The sequence below is a fragment of the Paenibacillus agaridevorans genome (assembly GCF_018604145.1).
GTDB lineage: Bacteria > Bacillota > Bacilli > Paenibacillales > Paenibacillaceae > Pristimantibacillus > Pristimantibacillus agaridevorans.
In genome coordinates, this window is the sequence record NZ_CP075889.1 from 6,561,686 (window position 1) to 6,577,596 (window position 15,911).

Consider the following 15,911-nt stretch of genomic DNA (forward strand, 5'->3'; position numbering starts at 1 on the left):
CTCCGTGCACCGAATGCAGCGATTGTACTCGCTTTTTCATACTCATGCGGCACTCCGTGCACCGAATGCAGCGATTGTACTCGCTTTTTCATACTCATGCGGCGCTCCGAGCCTCGGATGCGGCGATTGTACTCGCTTTTTCATACTCATGCGGCACTCCGAGCCTCGGATGCGGCGATTGTACTCGCTTTTTCATACTCGCGAGGCACTCTGAGCATCGGATGCGGCGATTGTACCGACACACGCACGCCAAGCACAATCATGACAGCCGATTTTTCGGCGAATACTTGAATATCAGGAGGCTACCAACATGACAACCATCGCAAAACGATTCTACAAAGGGCGCGTGGCCCTCAACGTGCTGACAAACAGCATCGAAAACGCTAAAGAAATTTTCGACGCAGCCGAAGGCTACGTGCTCGTCGGCGTATTGTCCAAGAACTACCCTACGGTCGCCGAAGGCGTAGCCGCCATGAAAGCCTACGGCGAAGCCATCGAAGACGCCGTCTCCATCGGACTCGGCGCGGGCGATAACCGCCAAGCGGCTGTTGTGGCCGAGATCGCCAGGCACTACGGCGGCACGCACATCAACCAAGTGTTCCCGGCTGTCGGCGCAACCCGCGCGAACCTGGGCGAGAGGGACAGCTGGATCAACAGCCTCGTGTCGCCAACGGGCAAAGTCGGATACGTCAACATATCCACGGGTCCCGTAAGCGCAGCGCAGGACGAGCTTGCCATCGTGCCGGTAAAGACGGCAATCGCGCTGGTTCGCGACATGGGCGGCAACGCGCTCAAGTTTTTCCCGATGAACGGACTCAACGCCGAAGACGAACTCCGCGCCGTTGCGGCGGCTTGCGCCGAGGCCGGATTTGCTCTTGAGCCGACAGGCGGCATCGACAAGGAGAACTTCGAGGCCATCCTTCGCATCTGTCTGGAAGCCGGCGTGCAGCAGGTCATCCCTCACGTTTATTCGTCCATCATCGATAAAGCCACTGGCGCAACGATCGTAGAAGACGTGCGCGAGCTTCTCGCCATAACCAAACGTCTGGTAGACGAACATGCCTAAGCGGATCGCGGCATTCGGGGAAGTCATGATGCGCCTGCAGGTGCCGGGCTACGAGCTGTTATCGCAGTCGAACACCCTGCAATATTCGTTCTCCGGCACCGGCGTTAACGTCTCCGCCGCGCTGACCCGCTTCGGGCATACGGGATATCTCGTCTCCACCCTGCCGGATCACTCCGTCGGCGACGCGGCAATCGCGTACTTGCGGAAGCTGGGCATTACGGCGTCGTTTATCAGGCGCGACGGGAAGTATGTAGGCATGTACTTTCTGGAGAACGGCTTCGGCGCAAGAGCGAGCCGGGTAACGTACACAAACCGTCTGGAGAGCAGCTTCAACACGGCGGCGGCGGAGGCATACGACTTCGCGTCGATTGCCCGGGAAATCGACGTCGTCCACTTCTGCGGCATTACACTGGCCATGAACGATACCGTACGCAGCCAGATGAAGGCGTTCGCTCAAGCCGTCAAGTCCGCTGGCGGCACGGTCGTCTTCGACTGCAACTATCGTCCGAGCCTGTGGGGCGAAGGAGCTTATGAGAAGGCGCGGCCTTACTACGAGGATATGCTGGGGCTGGCGGACATCGTTATGATGAACGAGAAGGATGCGTTGCTGACGCTGGGTATGTCGACCAACAAGCAATCGCGCCGCGAACAGCTCGTAGATTTAATCCCCGCAGTTGCGGTAAAATATAACATACGCGCAATCGCGGGCACGCATCGCTCCATTAACGGCGACAATACGCATACGCTGCAGGGCTTTTTGTACAAGGACGGCTGCTTCGCGTTCGCGGAGCCGCTCTCGTTCGCGGTCCATGACCGGATCGGCGCGGGAGACGCGTATACGAGCGGCATTATCCATGGCGAGACCGCCGGCTGGGCGCCCGAGGAGACCGTGGCGTTCGCTGCGGCGGCGGGCATGCTCGCCCACACGATCGTGGGCGATACGCCGATGTCTTCCGAGAGCGATATTCGCAAAGCGATGGCGGCAACCGTCAGCGACGTAGAAAGGTAGTGCGACCAACCGTGAACTTATCCAGGAAATCGAAACCGTTGTATATGCAGATTAAGAGCATCGTGAAAGACCGGATTTTGCACGGGGTATATCCCTTGGGCAGCATCATTCCTTCCGAGCCCCAGCTCGAGAGCGAATTCGGCGTCAGCAAAATCACTGTCCGCAACGCCGTCAGCGAGCTCGTGCAGGAAGGTTATCTGGAGAAGGGCAGCGGCAAAGGCACGAAAGTCATCCGCAATACGTCCACGTCGAAGCTGTCGAAGCAGAAACGGTTTACCGAGGTGCTCGTCGAGGGCGGCCATCGCATCCGCAAGGAGCTGCTCATCGCCGAAGTTGTCGTCAACGAGCCCGGCACCTTGCCGCATGCCCTGTTCGGCGACCAAGCTTACCGCATCGAACGGCTGTACCATCTGAACGACGAGCCTTACATTTACTATATGCATTACCTCACCATGCGGGCGGGGGGCATCGAGCTCTCCGACCTCACCTCGCAGTCGCTGTACGATATGCTCGAGGAGCATGAAGTCGCACCGGAGAAGTTCCGCGACGAGTTCGCGGTGACGCTTGCCCCCGCTCACGTCGAGCAGAGACTTGGCGTTGCTGCGGGCACTCCGCTGCTTAAGCGCTCCCGCTACTCCTACGACGGGGCAGGCCATTTGATCGAATATAGCGAAGGTGTGTACCACACGGCATTGCATAGCTATGTGGTGAACTATGATGTTTGAGGGCTAAAATTTATAACATATTCTCAGCTATCCTTTTCAATGAATTCCGGCGGCAACAGTTTTAGCAGCAAGCTCTCAAAGTCGGCGACCGGCACGGCCAAACCGGCCCGTATCATTTGGTCTTGATGCGAGATATCGGTAGTGGCGTAAACAACGGCGATGGCTTTGCCATGCTCGTTGATGACGGGAGAGCCGCTATTGCCGCCATAAATCGGCGCATCAAGGGCTAGAGCCGGCTGTTGACGGCCTTGAATCGGAACCAAGCCGATTACAGCGCCTTCTATGGCGATTTGCGTGAAAAAAAGCGGATTGCCTATCACGTTGATAGGATCGCCAGGCTCCCATTGCTTTTGGTTCCGCTCCATTGCAATAAACGGCAGCTGTTGACTCCCGATGTCCACCTTCAGTATGGCGATATCCAGATCGGGGTCGCTGCCCGACAACTCCGCTTTATAACTCTGGCTATGCTCCGGAAATTTCACTATGATATAGCCGTTGTCTTCGATTACATGATAGTTTGTCACGATATAGCCGCCGTTAATGTGAAATCCCGTGCCTTTGCCATTGTCCGTGCTGACTAAGACAACCGCTTCTTTGTAGCTTTGGATTTTTGCCTGGCTGGATAATTCCTTCGACTTGAACAAGAGGGGCAGCGTCTTCATGTTGTAGATTTGCGGCCAGAATGCCAATATATTTCCGACCAGAGCGGCCACGAGCAGAACAATGATCGTATTTCTGATCCACTTGCGCCGCGTGGCAGATGAACCTCCGTCATCCTCTTCCTCTTCTGCTTCAAAGTCCCATTCTTCGTCCTCATACGGGTTGTGATTCTCATCGTTGTCATTCTCTTTGTTGTCTTTCTCTTTGTTTCGATCCGGATGATTTTCCATGCGTATCCCCCCTACTCGCCGTTGCCATGTCCCGTTATTGTAACATCAATCCCGCAACGATTTGGTTAAAAAAATAAAAGGCGGTACAATTGGGAAAACGACGCTTCCTTTAGGAGGATGAACGATATTTCCGGCTCGCAAGCAACAGCTTTACTTTCATTCCTGCAATCCCAATCCTTTATTCTGAAGGAGGGGGAACGGGTAGACATTGACTGCGGACGTACTTCGGCGTTCGGCTTCGTGCTGCGGGAGAGCGTGCATTGCCTTGCCGAAAATGAAGCTGCCTTATTCGAGGCAGCGGTAGATGAATGGTTTTATGTCCCGCATCTTTCCGGGTTCTCGGTGCGCAACCGGGAGGTAGGCACGGCCGAAGTGCTGATTGTCCGATTCGAGGAGTCCGGAGCGCTCGCGCTGGGGGAGCAGAAACCTTACTCTTGCCGTCTGCCGCACTCCCGCATGTGGACTGAGGCGTTCGCGGCGGCGGTCGACACTCCCTTCGAGTCGTTGCCGGACGTAACGCGGCTTACGCTGCAGTCGCATCTCTATGCGCTGACAGCCGCTTGGCTGCTGCGGTCGAAGGAGAACGAAGCGGACGGCGCCAAAGCGTTGCTCCGACTGATGGAGAGGACGTACCGCCTGATCGCCAATCGTTTCAACGAGCCGTTGAACCTGGAAGAGATGGCTCGCGAATCAGGAGTCGGTACAAGTCGATTTTATCAAGCGTTCAAGGAGCATACAGGGTTCACTCCTCACAAGTGGATCACAGCTATGCGCCTTAACGCGTCATTATCGCTGCTGTCGAATTCGCCTGCCTCGATTATGGATGTAGCGCATTCCGTTGGGTACGCCGATGAGCTGTACTTCAGCAGGGTGTTCAAGAAGCATATGGGCCTCTCCCCTACGGAATATGTGGCCCGCGCCAACCGACGTATCGCCAATTTATGTACGGTGTTCGCAGGGGATTTCAAGGCGCTTGGCATTACGCCCGCCTTCTCGCCGCCAAGGGGCTGGACCGAGCGTTGGCAAGAGCTGATGCCGAGACTTCGGGACGCTCGGCCGGACATCATCTTTACACAGCCGGTGCCGGAGGAAATTTTCCTGGAGCTGCAGCGCATTGCGCCGGTCGAGATGATCAGCTGGAAGCATTCGAATCTCTCCTGGAGGGATCGGCTTCACCGCATCGGGCAATTGCTGGAGCTCTCCGGCGTCGCGGACCACTGGCTTACGCAATTCAAGCTGAAGGCGGCCAACGCCAGACGACTTGTCCAACTCGTGCTCGGCAATACCCCTTTCCTCATTGTATCCGCACATTCGGGCGGGTATCGCGTATACGGCCGGCGAGCGAAAAAAATGAGCGATTTGTTCTACGAGGCGTTGGGCCTGTCATCTCCAGCTGCAGTGCAGCAGATCCGCCTTCTCGAAACCGAACGGCTGGAGGACATTTCTACGCTTTGCGACAATGCGCTGCTGCTCGTCCCTGACACCTTCTCCGAGTGGCAAGAAAGCAAGCTGATAGCAGACTGGAATATCCTGCATCCAAACCGGGCAGAATGTCTGATTATCCGCCATCCGGCACCGTCCTTATATAACGCTTCGTTTTACGGCGGTCTTGTGGACGAGACGGTGAGCCGGCTGATGGAGGGCGAAAAATAATCGCGCAAAAGAAAAATCCATCCCGGCGAAAGGGAAAATCCATTCCTCGGCGTAGAAAAAGATGTAGAATAGGAAGTGATGATAATGATTATCACTAACAAGAAGTCGCTTTTCTGGACATAGAGGTAAGGAGAATGAAAACATAATGGAATTGACAGAGCTTATGAAACAACGACGTTCTGTTCATAAGTTTCAGGATACGCGCGGAGAAAAAATCGCAGGCAGCCTCCATGCCGGTTATCCTGCAGCACTGCTGCTCACGGTAATCGAGAGCTGAAGAGCCGCTCATGAGACTATGGATTGTCATTGTCGCCGCGGTCTTGCTGTCCTTCGTATCCTTATTTCTCGGCGCTATCGATATTAAGATTAGCGATCTTATCAATGGAGATACAGATAAGATCGATATTTTCTTAGTTAGCCGGGTGCCTCGTTTGATGGCCATTATTTTGGCTGGAGCCGGCATGAGCATAGCGGGCTTGATTATGCAGTCCTTGAGCCGCAATAAGTTCGTATCTCCTACGACTGCAGGCACATTAGATGCAGCCAAGCTAGGTATTTTAATATCCATGCTGTTTTTTACGAATGTCACCTACACGCAGCAGATTTTATTTTCATTTGCATTTGCTTTGGCGGGAACCTTCGTCTTTATGCAGATCCTGGATCGAATTAAATTCAAGGATGTCATATTCGTTCCGCTCATTGGCATTATGTACGGGAATATATTATCGTCCATCACGACGTTTTTCGCTTACGAGGCCGATCTTCTCCAAAATATTTCGGCTTGGCTGATGGGCAGCTTTACCCTTGTTATTTCCGGCCGATATGAGCTGTTATATATAAGTGTTCCAGCTCTTGTTCTAGCTTATCTGTATGCGAACAAGTTTACGGTAGCGGGCATGGGCGAGGATTTCGCAAAAAACTTGGGCTTAAGCTACAAGGCAGTCATGAACATTGGTCTTGTATTAGTGGCCATCATCTCCACAACGGTGGTGCTGACTGTCGGAGTTATTCCGTTCCTGGGTTTGATCGTTCCGAACATTGTGTCGCTCTATCTAGGCGATAACTTGCGCAAAACGATCCCCCACACTGCGGCGATGGGCGTCGTTTTTCTGCTCGTTTGCGATATTATCGGGCGGATCGTGATCTATCCTTACGAAATTCCGGTTAATGTAACGGTTGCGGTGATTGGCAGTGCGATCTTCTTAGTGATGTTGATTAGGGGGAGAGCGTATGCCAAAAAATAGTATGAAGCTTGTTATTCTCGCGATATTATCGATCGTCTGCATCTTGTTATACGCGTTTTATGATATCAAGGGCGGCTTTGATTACGCATTTCCCAGACGGATGCTTCGTATTGCGGCTATGGTCGTAACGGCAATCGCGATTGCCTACTCTACCGTCGTATTCCAAACCATCACGCGAAACCGGATATTGACGCCTTCGGTGATGGGCCTTGATTCCATGTACGAAGTGGTGCAAACGTTCATTTATTTTTTTGCGGGCTCCCTATCCGTTTGGGTCCTCAACAAGTATTTGAATTTTGGCGCCGCAATAGCCGTCATGGTGTTGTTTGCGCTGGTTTTGTACCGGTTTTTATTCCGGGCCGATAAACATCCGATTTATTTGCTGCTGTTGATCGGGATGATTTTAGGCACGCTGCTGGGCAGCTTCGTCACTTTCCTGCAGGTGCTGATCGATCCGGTCGATTATTTGAGCCTGCAAAATCGATTATTCGGCAATTTCATGAATGTAAAGAAGGATCTGCTGTACATTTCCGTTGGCATCTTGTTTATCGCGTTTATTTACGGATACAGGATCATGGATAAGCTGGACGTCATGTCGCTCGGTCGGGAAAATGCAATGAATTTGGGCATTCCCTATGACCGGATGGTGATGAATATATTAATTCTCTCCTCCGTGTTGATTGCAACCTCGACCGCGCTCGTGGGACCGATCACCTTCTTCGGACTCATTGTAGCGAATTTGGCTTATCAATATTTAGTGACGTACAGGCATTCTATTCTCATCCTGGGAGCCAGCTTGATCGGTATTGTCGCGCTGGTGGGAGGGCAGTTCCTCGTCGAGCATATTTTCGAATTGAAGACGACGCTCAGCGTCATCATCAACTTTATCGGCGGGATTTACTTTATCTACTTATTACTTAAAGAAAGCAGGGCAGCGGGATGATCGAGATCAAGGGTTTAACCAAGTTGTTCGGCAAAAAGCCGGTTGTAGAGGATGTTTCCATTACGATTGAACCGGGTACGATTACTTCGTTCATAGGCCCGAACGGCGCCGGTAAATCCACGCTGCTCTCTATGGTGAGCCGGTTATTAGATGCGGATACGGGAGAAGTATTGCTGGATCGCAACAATGTCAAGAAGTGGAACTCCAGCGAATTCGCCAAGCGGGTTTCCATTTTGAAGCAGGCCAATCATATCAATGTCCGATTAACGGTACGAGAGCTTGTCGCATTCGGACGATATCCGTATTCCAAGGGACGGCTGACCTCGGCAGACGAACAGTTTGTGGATCAAGCGATCGCTTATATGAATCTCGGCGAAATGCAGGATAAATTTCTGGATGAATTGTCGGGCGGCCAGAAACAGCGGGCTTTTATCGCCATGGTCATTGCGCAGGATACGGAATATATTCTTCTCGATGAGCCGCTTAACAATCTGGACATGAAACATTCCGTGCAAATCATGAAGATTCTTCGCAATCTTGTAGATGAGCTGGGGAAAACCGTCATTATCGTGCTGCACGATATTAATTTCGCCTCCGTCTATTCCGACCGTATTGTGGCGCTCAAAAATGGCCGTCTGGTCAAGGACGGCCCGACGCACGAGATTATTAAGACGGATTCTCTGCGCGATATCTTCGATATGGATATTCCGATTCAAGATCAAAACGGATGCCGAATCTGCGTCTATTTTAATTCCTAGACGCAAGAGAAGCGGCGGATGCGTAGCCGTAGTTCTAGTGACCATCGAGTAGATCCCTACTTTTCGCGCACCCTTTTTTTGGATGATATTGATAATTGATATCAATTATTTTATATAAAATGATAAACAAGGAGAGATTCGTAATGATGAAAAAATGGAAATTGGTAAGTGCAATCACGGTGATGTCGCTTATGCTGGCAGCCTGTGGCGGAGGTAACAATAATGAGGGCGATCAGAACGCCTCCGGCGGTTCTGCCGCAAGCAATCCGCCTGTTACAGAGCAGCCGACTGCCAACAATGGCGCGGCAGATGCTTCGGCTCCCGCATATCCCATGACGATTAGCTCAACTATCGCTTCTACAGAGAACGAAGAAAAAGGAACGATCGCATTCCCGGACGTAACGTTCGAGAAGATGCCCGAAAAAATCGTCGTATTCGATTACGGGTTCCTGGATACATTGGATGCGCTCGGCGTAGAAGGCGTCGTAGGTCTCGCTAAGGATTCCAGCTTGCCGGCTCATCTCAAACATTTTTCGGGGGATGAGTATACGAATATCGGCACGCTAAAAACGCCTTTGTTCGAGGACATCGCCGAACTGGACCCGGACGTTATCTTTATCTCCGGCCGTCAATCCACCTTTTATGAGGAACTGAAAGAAATTGCGGATGTCGTATTTGTCGGAACACAGCAAAACGACTACTGGAACACCTTCCTGGCTTCCGTAGACATCGCGGCTAAGATGTTTGGCAAGGAAGCAGAGGCTGACGAGTATCTTGCCAAATTCGACGAAGCCCTGAAAAACATTAACACGTTAGCCGGCAATTATGAAACCTCATTGGTTACCATGTATAACGAAGGAAATCTGTCCGGCTTCGCCTCCAACTCCCGCTTCGGCTACATGTATGAAGTATACGGCTTTAAGCCGGTAACGGACGATATCGAAGCTTCTTCCCATGGCTCCAACTTCGGCTTTGAAGCCGTGCTCGAGTTCAACCCGGAAGTGCTTCTCGTCATTGACCGTACCGCGGCAACGGCCGGCAATACATCGAATATCGAGGCCGACATGGAGAACGCGATTATTAAGAAAACAAAAGCGTATCAAAACAACCGCATCGTTTACCTTGACGGTCCGCTCTGGTACCTGGGCGGCGGCGGCTTGCAATCCGAGCTTGCCAAAATCGAAGAAGTATTGGCTGAACTGAAATAATAGCAACGCAAACAAAGCTGCTCCGAAGTTATGTACCGACTTCTGGAGCAGCTTTTTAATTTACTTGCCACAAACCTATTAACGATTGTCCTGCAAAGCATCGATTCGCTGACTAATGGAGCTCCAACTCGGGAGGATCAATCCTGGACCGTCATTACTCGGTTCTTCTCTTCTCCAGCTTCTCCATAAATGACTCTTCGTTGTCGAACAAGTCGACGCCCATGAGATACGAGAGGATGCGCGGCAGGTCGATATTGTCGATCAGGCCTACGAATTCCCCGGAGCCTGCGCCGTATGCGTACACCGGCAGCTCTTCGCCCGTATGGTTGCGGGAGCCCCAACTGATGAGCGCATGCGCGGATACGACCGTACCGATCTCATTCGTCAGCGTCGTGTTGTTGTTCCAGTTGACGCTCGTCAGATAAGTTACGTCTTCGTCAGTAAGCTTGAAGCCGACGATCGGCTCAACCACTTGCTTTACGTCGACAAGATAAGCGGTTGTCTCTTCGGGCTTATCCGCCGTTGTGCCTACTGCAGCTTGCAGCCCGATCAAACCGGCGATGGAATCAAGAGCGATATACGAGGTTCCCTTCTCGATAAACAGATCGGCATCCAGCGTCTGGGAGCCTGCCACGATCTTCTTGCCGCCGAGGTCGATACGGAAGGTAGCCCGTCCGATAGAAACGTCTGCTGCAAAAGCCTGCGCATGGTAGGTCAGCTCGCCGTCCAGCTCCGCTACGATGTCGCGCACCGGAACGTAGTAGCTGCCGTCCACAACCTTGGCGTTTTCGATGCCGACGGTCTGGGCCTCTTCTTTGAGGGCGCCCAGGACCGTATTGGAGCTGCCTTTGGCATTTTTAAGAATGTCGATATTCTCCTTGTAGCCGCCTGGCGTATTGCCGATGTTCATACCGCCAGTCTCGTGATCGCCGACAACGACAACCAGCGTATTTTTGTCCTTCTTCGCGAACGCAAGGGCTACGTCCACCGCTTCCTCGAATGCAAGCATATCCGTAATCAAAGCAGTCGGATCGTTGGCATGGCCGGCCCAGTCGATTTGGCTGCCCTCTACCATAAGGAAGAAGCCGTCTTGATCCTGGCTAAGCGTCTCTACCGCCAGCTCCGTCATTTCCGACAAGCTTGGGACATTGACCTTATCGCGGTCGATATCGTATTTCATGTCGCTCATGGCGAACAGCCCCAGAACTTTATCCGAAGTTACGTCATCAAGTTCACTTCTGTTGGTGATATAATCGTAGCCTGCCGCTTCCGCCTCGGCAACAAGATTACGCTCTGGCTGCTGGCCGCCTTCCGCCTGCGGCAAAAACATATCGCGTCCGCCGCCCAGAATGACGTCGACATTATTGATGTATTCCGTCGCAAGGGCAACTTCGTTGCCTCGGCTCGGATCATGAGCTGTAAATACGGCCGGCGTGGCGTGAGTGATACGAGACGTAGCAACGAGGCCAGTCGACTTGCCTTTCTCTCTTGCGGCGTCCAGAATGGACTCCGGCCGTTTGCCGTCCGGAGTTACAGCGATAACGCCATTGTTTGTTTTGTAACCGGTCGCCATTGCCGTGCCGGCCGCTGCGGAATCCGTAATGTTCGTGTCGTTGGAATATGTTTTCATAAGACCCTTCGCGTAACGCTCGAAGGATAACTCTTCCCCTTTGTAAATACGCGTTGCTGTCAGATAGCTGATCCCCATACCGTCGGGAATCATAAGAATGACGTTTTTCGTGCTCCCTTTGTCCGCCGCGTGGGCAACCCCCGCCAGACTGCCGAACAGGAGAGAAGCTGCGATCATCACTTTGCCTGCTGTTTTGCCGTTGAAATTACGTAACATGGTTATTAATTCCTCCCTTTGTACAGATAGGTACAATATAGAGGAACAATATTAACGGGTTATTATCGAAATAATAATGTTTGATAAAGATCCATCGTTCCGCTTCCTATCCTATCTTGCTCCCGATAAAAAACGATTTTTTAGCGAGCCCCGGGTATGAATCAGCATCATAGGTATTAATGCTTCCGTTTTTCGGGCGACGCGCCTTTGGCCTTCCGGATGCATGGCTGTTAACAGCAATCGAAGATAGGCCGTTGTCATCTGCCGAAACACCCCGTATTTCAACGCCTGCTGCTCGAAACCCAAGCCATGTGTCAGCCCCCGATGGAGCAAAGTAATGCCAACCAAAGCTTTTACCTCTCGAAATTCGGGCTGATCCTCAAACGCTTCGCTGATTTGCATCATCGATCTTCGGGCGAGCCTCGCTGTTTTTAGCGCCGCGCGGTCCGGGCCCTCGGCTTTAATCAATGCCAATATCGTATCGTTATTAAGATGAAGCTCCCCGATCATATCTCCGTCATGAATGAGTGTTGAATCTTGACATAGAATGCTGCTTCCCCGATGTCGTTTTATCATAACTGTACATATGCCAAAATGCGTAGTATGCAAGCTGCGAAAGCGTAAAACCCATCCAAAACCTCGTTCCCAGCCCATCCAAACGGACTGCATCATGGATTTGCCAAAGCCGACCATCATAAAAAACATCTCCTGTTTTAGATTGAACGAATCATTCTGTCATGCGCAATCCGATGATTTCATTATAGCTGTACATAGAAACAACCCGAATAGACTGAAGTATAGATTTGGACTACGACTTTAGACGGAGCAGGCATTGGGCTGCCACGTTCATCCCCCCCTCCTAACGGCTTCATTACGCCCCAACCGTCAGGTGAGAAATGAACGGAGCAACTGTAACGGAACTGAAAGGCGTTATTTCAGCAAAAACGCGGCAATTCCCAAATCTAAAGGAACTGATAGCCCTTATGAAGGGCAAAAGTCCGCGGTTTTCCTGGATTTCTCACGAATAACGTCGCAGAGTTCCGTTGGATTTTAAAATCACGCCAAACGCTCCATATAAGGGCCCACATTTCCGTTAACAGGTTGGCGATGATGGATTGCTGCTTCATTCCCAGTTTTGCACACCATGAATCGACGGCCTTACAGAGGAAGCTATTCTTCGATTGTCGCTGGTGTCTGTAATAAAAAAACTCGCCTTATCTCACGTAAACCGCAAGATAAAGCGAGTTTTGCCCCATTCACTTTGTATGTGTACCGCTTAACGTCAGCGATAACGGCAATCGACAGACGGACGGCCTCCTCCGCTACTTCGGCGCCGGTCTATTGAAGCGGACACGTAATGACGACCTGAGTGCCGATCCCCGGACGGCTGAACAAAGTGACGCCGTATTCGGGACCGTAAGCCAACTGGATGCGCTCATGCACGTTGCCAATGCCGTAGCCGGCTTCCTTGTCTCTGCGCATAATGTCCGCGGCGCGTTCGGGCGACATGCCCGCGCCGTCGTCCACCACCTCGAAGCGGATCGCGTCGCCGAGTCGGTACAGCCGAATAACGATGTTCAGCGGTTCGTCGTCGCTCCAGACGGCGTGTTGAATGGCGTTCTCCACAAAAGGCTGCAGGATGAGCTTGACCGTCTGATGCCGGAACAGCTCCTCGTCAAGCTGCCAATGAATGCGGAACAGGTTGTCGAACCGGACGGATTGGATTTCCACGTAATGCCGCGTAATCTCGATCTCCTTCTGGATCAGAATGACCGGCTTGCCTTTGCTCAGCGAGGTCTTGTAGAAGTTGGACAGATGGCGGACGATCTTGCTCACTTGCCCATCCTGATTCTGGACGGCCAACGAGGAGATGACGGCCAGCGTGTTGTACAGGAAATGCGGATTGATCTGGCTCTGCAACAGCGCCAGCTCCGTCTCCTTGCGCATAATCTCCTTCTTGTACACCTCGTTGATCAGCTTGTCGAGCTGACGCTTCATCGTGTTAAACGATTCCGCCAGCAGGCCGATCTCGTCCTTGCTGTCCTGCTTCAGCTCGAATTGGAATTGCTCGTCTCCTACCTTCCGCACAAACCGCGTCAACGTCTGGAACCGGTTGGAGAAATAACGGGCCGTCATGGCGATCAGGCCGACCGACAGCAGGATGCTGATCGCGGCGATGAGCAGAATGCGGCTCGACGCCTTGTTCGCTTCGCTTAGCACGTCGCTCAGCGGAATAATCGACACCGTCTTCCAGCCGATCGGCAGCGTGTCGTAGACGACAAGCGATTCCATCCCCTTGACCGGCTGCTCGAACGTACCGCTTCCTCCACCGCTCCAACCGCCTTCTTCCAGCACATGACGGAACGGCTGCAGAATCATCGACTTGTCCCGGGTCGACAGGATGGCGCCCTCCTGATTGACCAGATAGATATCGCTCGCCCGCGCCTCTTCGCCGAACAGGGAGTAGAGAGCGCTCTCCTTCACATGGATGGCAAGGACGCCGTACGGCCTCTGCATATCGTTGTTGTTGAGCAGCCTCGCGAGGGTAATAACGGGCTGCTTGCCGCCATTCTCCATAACGACGCTGTAGACGGAGTTGCCGTAGGATTGCTCCAGCTCCTTATACCACTTCGCCTCTCTCATCCCCTCGTCCACGCGCTGGATGAACATGCCGTCGCTCGGAATCGATTCGTTGAACGGATAGATCGTAATGGAATCGATATCGGTATTGGTGAGCTGAATGCCGAACAGCAGGCTGTTGATGTAATCGTAGGCGTGCACAAAGTCGATCCCCCGCCGGTATTCCCGGGTCAACCAATCCCGCAGCTCCGAATCCATGTACAGCAGGCTGGAGATTTGCTCGTAATTTTTGAGTTTGTTGTCGATATTGCTGCTGAGCTGGCTGTTCATCGTGCGCATCCGGTCATGCGTCTGCGAGACGAGCTGGTTCTGGAACACCTGATAAAAATATAATGAGATGGCCAGCAGCGGAATGACGGAAGCCAGCAGGAAGAACACCAGCAGCTTGTTGCGCAGCGCCAGATTGTTGATGAACCGCTTCACGGCCTTCATGGCGCCGAATGCCCCGGCTGGCGGTTGCGGTATTGGTTCGGCGTCAGCCCGCGCCTTTTGTGAAAGACGGCGCCGAAGTGGGATGCGCTTTCGTAGCCGACGAAGGTTGCGATTTCGTGAATTTTCATATCGGTATCGCGCAGCAGCTCCGCCGCGCGGTCAATCCTTACTTTCGTCATATATTCGAGAACCGTATATCCGGTATATTCCTTGAACAGCATGCGCAGATGATTTGGCGACAGGTAGGCGTATTCGGCCAAATAATCGATCGTCAGCGCGCTGCCGAATTCGAGATCGATCAGCGACTTCACCTGATGGACCATGGCGGCGTGACGGTCGGCTCCCCCCGATGGCGCGGGCGTAGCCTCGATATATTGGCCGCTGCCGTGCTTTGCCATATGGCGGCCGCGGAATTGCTGCAGATGCAGACACGTCTCGTACACCTGGCTGAGCGGAACGGGATGCGGATACAGACAAGTCGTGATCCACGGGCAGACGACCGCGAGCTTCGCGTGCCATTGCTCCGCCAGATGGACTTCTCCCGGCGCGGCCAATACGACCAGGCGATCCTCCTGCCATTCGAACGGCAGCGCCTGGGCGTCGGCCATCAGACGTTGCATGCCCTGCAGCACCTTGGCCTTGGCTTGGGCAGGCTCGTACGAATCGCTTGCCGGCTTGTACCCGGCGTCGATCGTCACGAGCATCACAGAATAGACGCCAGTCGCTCCGGGAAGCAGCTCGTCCAGCATTTCCTTCAGCTCGTTTTCGACCGCGTCGGGCGGCCCCTCCTGCAGCAGCTGCTTCGCGTATTGCGAGGCCAGCGCTCGGGAGGACAGCCTGCTTCGTTCCTCTTCGGCGCATTTCTGCCGCACCTTCAACATCCGTTCCTGCAGCTCGTCGATATCCAGCGGTTTCAGCAAGTATCCCGATGCTTCGAGCATCAGCGCAGACTTTACGTAGGCGAAGTCGTCGTAGCCGCTCATGAAAATAATGATGAGCCGCGGCCATCGTTTTTTTGCCGCCTTGGCGAATTGGATGCCGTCCATGATCGGCATTCTGACATCGGTAATGACGATGTCGGGAGACAGCTCCTCCATGCGGCTGAGCGCCTCGCGGCCGTTTTTGGCCGTGCCCGCCACTTCGAACCCCATTTCCTCCCAGGGAACGAACCGCTTTAGCGTTTCGATCTCGATATGTTCGTCGTCGACCAGCATTATTTTGTACATGTCCGCAAGCTCCCCCCTTGCCTCATCCTGCTGATGATATCAGTATCCCACCCTGCCTTCTTACCGTCAATCGACCCCGGAGCAGGTTCGTTCGAATTCGACAGGAAACGTAAAAACGCGATATGGATTATCGGCAATAACGGGAGTCATAATGGAGATAGCCGGCAAATCCAATACAGAAACGAGGGGAAAACATTGCGCCCAGACCGACATTCATCGACTGCATCACTGGGCAGGAGGCTGTATCGACATCGCTATTTGTACGTGATGC

At 52.9% G+C, this 15,911-nt stretch carries 14 protein-coding genes; 9 read left to right on the forward strand and 5 right to left on the reverse strand.

Translation table 11 applies throughout. From position 1 onward, the window contains the following. The first annotated feature begins 310 nt into the window (after positions 1-310). From dagF to KJW29_RS26290, 3 genes are read left to right on the forward strand one after another with little or no spacing between them, the layout of a single operon-like run. Positions 311-1,066, forward strand: a complete 756-nt coding sequence (gene dagF / locus KJW29_RS26280; protein WP_214626865.1) for a 2-dehydro-3-deoxy-phosphogluconate aldolase — start codon at positions 311-313, stop codon at positions 1,064-1,066. Beyond that, positions 1,059-2,075, forward strand: coding sequence for a sugar kinase (locus KJW29_RS26285; RefSeq protein ID WP_214626866.1), 1,017 nt, complete (start codon positions 1,059-1,061; stop codon positions 2,073-2,075). The genes dagF and KJW29_RS26285 overlap by 8 nt, the downstream gene beginning before the upstream one ends. Beyond that, on the forward strand, positions 2,075-2,800 hold the full coding sequence (locus KJW29_RS26290; RefSeq protein ID WP_214626867.1) for a GntR family transcriptional regulator: 726 nt from the start codon (positions 2,075-2,077) through the stop codon (positions 2,798-2,800). The genes KJW29_RS26285 and KJW29_RS26290 overlap by 1 nt, the downstream gene beginning before the upstream one ends. A gap of 23 nt (positions 2,801-2,823) precedes the next feature. Here the strand turns inward: KJW29_RS26290 and KJW29_RS26295 are convergent, their stop codons facing one another. Beyond that, positions 2,824-3,690 (reverse strand): S1 family peptidase, encoded by an 867-nt coding sequence (locus KJW29_RS26295; protein WP_214626868.1) that lies wholly within the window; start codon positions 3,688-3,690, stop codon positions 2,824-2,826. 117 nt (positions 3,691-3,807) lie between these two features. Here KJW29_RS26295 and KJW29_RS26300 point away from each other — a divergent pair, with 117 nt between their 5' ends. From KJW29_RS26300 to KJW29_RS26320, 6 genes are all read left to right on the forward strand, one after another. After that, positions 3,808-5,343 (forward strand): AraC family transcriptional regulator, encoded by a 1,536-nt coding sequence (locus KJW29_RS26300; protein WP_214626869.1) that lies wholly within the window; start codon positions 3,808-3,810, stop codon positions 5,341-5,343. Between the two features lie 145 nt (positions 5,344-5,488). Then, positions 5,489-5,620, forward strand: a complete 132-nt coding sequence (locus tag KJW29_RS36565) for a hypothetical protein (RefSeq protein ID WP_281426294.1) — start codon at positions 5,489-5,491, stop codon at positions 5,618-5,620. Between the two features lie 10 nt (positions 5,621-5,630). Then, positions 5,631-6,587 (forward strand): ABC transporter permease, encoded by a 957-nt coding sequence (locus tag KJW29_RS26305; RefSeq protein ID WP_214626870.1) that lies wholly within the window; start codon positions 5,631-5,633, stop codon positions 6,585-6,587. Next, positions 6,574-7,530 (forward strand): iron chelate uptake ABC transporter family permease subunit, encoded by a 957-nt coding sequence (locus KJW29_RS26310; RefSeq protein WP_214626871.1) that lies wholly within the window; start codon positions 6,574-6,576, stop codon positions 7,528-7,530. Before KJW29_RS26305 ends, KJW29_RS26310 begins: the two co-directional genes overlap by 14 nt. Beyond that, positions 7,527-8,288 carry an iron ABC transporter ATP-binding protein gene (locus KJW29_RS26315; protein WP_108991253.1) on the forward strand — a complete coding sequence of 254 codons (762 nt, stop codon included), beginning with the start codon at positions 7,527-7,529 and terminating at the stop codon, positions 8,286-8,288. Before KJW29_RS26310 ends, KJW29_RS26315 begins: the two co-directional genes overlap by 4 nt. 146 nt (positions 8,289-8,434) lie before the next feature. Continuing rightward, a complete protein-coding gene (locus KJW29_RS26320; protein WP_214631332.1) occupies positions 8,435-9,496 on the forward strand; it encodes a siderophore ABC transporter substrate-binding protein in 1,062 nt (353 codons plus the stop codon). A gap of 154 nt (positions 9,497-9,650) precedes the next feature. Here KJW29_RS26320 and KJW29_RS26325 read toward each other — a convergent pair whose 3' ends face one another. The 4 genes from KJW29_RS26325 to KJW29_RS26340 form a co-directional block, all read right to left on the reverse strand. Then, positions 9,651-11,342 (reverse strand): alkaline phosphatase, encoded by a 1,692-nt coding sequence (locus tag KJW29_RS26325; protein ID WP_246608391.1) that lies wholly within the window; start codon positions 11,340-11,342, stop codon positions 9,651-9,653. 111 nt (positions 11,343-11,453) lie between these two features. Beyond that, positions 11,454-12,035: a YkoP family protein gene (locus KJW29_RS26330; protein WP_425517579.1), complete on the reverse strand. Its 582-nt coding sequence runs from the start codon at positions 12,033-12,035 to the stop codon at positions 11,454-11,456. A 645-nt stretch (positions 12,036-12,680) separates the two neighbouring features. After that, the gene (locus tag KJW29_RS26335; protein ID WP_214626873.1) at positions 12,681-14,414 is read right to left on the reverse strand and encodes a sensor histidine kinase; all 1,734 of its coding nucleotides are present in this window, start codon (positions 14,412-14,414) and stop codon (positions 12,681-12,683) included. Continuing rightward, positions 14,411-15,640 (reverse strand): response regulator, encoded by a 1,230-nt coding sequence (locus tag KJW29_RS26340; protein ID WP_214626874.1) that lies wholly within the window; start codon positions 15,638-15,640, stop codon positions 14,411-14,413. Before KJW29_RS26340 ends, KJW29_RS26335 begins: the two co-directional genes overlap by 4 nt. Between the last annotated feature and the right edge of the window lie 271 nt (positions 15,641-15,911).

Coding starts and splice junctions, on each gene's coding strand:
- dagF (WP_214626865.1), top strand. CDS start 311: ATGACAACCATCGCAAAACGATTCTACAAAGGGCGCGTGGCCCTCAAC.
- KJW29_RS26285 (WP_214626866.1), top strand. CDS start 1,059: ATGCCTAAGCGGATCGCGGCATTCGGGGAAGTCATGATGCGCCTGCAG.
- KJW29_RS26295 (WP_214626868.1), bottom strand. CDS start 3,690: ATGGAAAATCATCCGGATCGAAACAAAGAGAAAGACAACAAAGAGAAT.
- KJW29_RS26300 (WP_214626869.1), top strand. CDS start 3,808: ATGAACGATATTTCCGGCTCGCAAGCAACAGCTTTACTTTCATTCCTG.
- KJW29_RS36565 (WP_281426294.1), top strand. CDS start 5,489: ATGGAATTGACAGAGCTTATGAAACAACGACGTTCTGTTCATAAGTTT.
- KJW29_RS26305 (WP_214626870.1), top strand. CDS start 5,631: ATGAGACTATGGATTGTCATTGTCGCCGCGGTCTTGCTGTCCTTCGTA.
- KJW29_RS26310 (WP_214626871.1), top strand. CDS start 6,574: ATGCCAAAAAATAGTATGAAGCTTGTTATTCTCGCGATATTATCGATC.
- KJW29_RS26315 (WP_108991253.1), top strand. CDS start 7,527: ATGATCGAGATCAAGGGTTTAACCAAGTTGTTCGGCAAAAAGCCGGTT.
- KJW29_RS26320 (WP_214631332.1), top strand. CDS start 8,435: ATGAAAAAATGGAAATTGGTAAGTGCAATCACGGTGATGTCGCTTATG.
- KJW29_RS26325 (WP_246608391.1), bottom strand. CDS start 11,342: ATGTTACGTAATTTCAACGGCAAAACAGCAGGCAAAGTGATGATCGCA.
- KJW29_RS26330 (WP_425517579.1), bottom strand. CDS start 12,035: ATGGTCGGCTTTGGCAAATCCATGATGCAGTCCGTTTGGATGGGCTGG.
- KJW29_RS26335 (WP_214626873.1), bottom strand. CDS start 14,414: ATGAAGGCCGTGAAGCGGTTCATCAACAATCTGGCGCTGCGCAACAAG.
- KJW29_RS26340 (WP_214626874.1), bottom strand. CDS start 15,640: ATGTACAAAATAATGCTGGTCGACGACGAACATATCGAGATCGAAACG.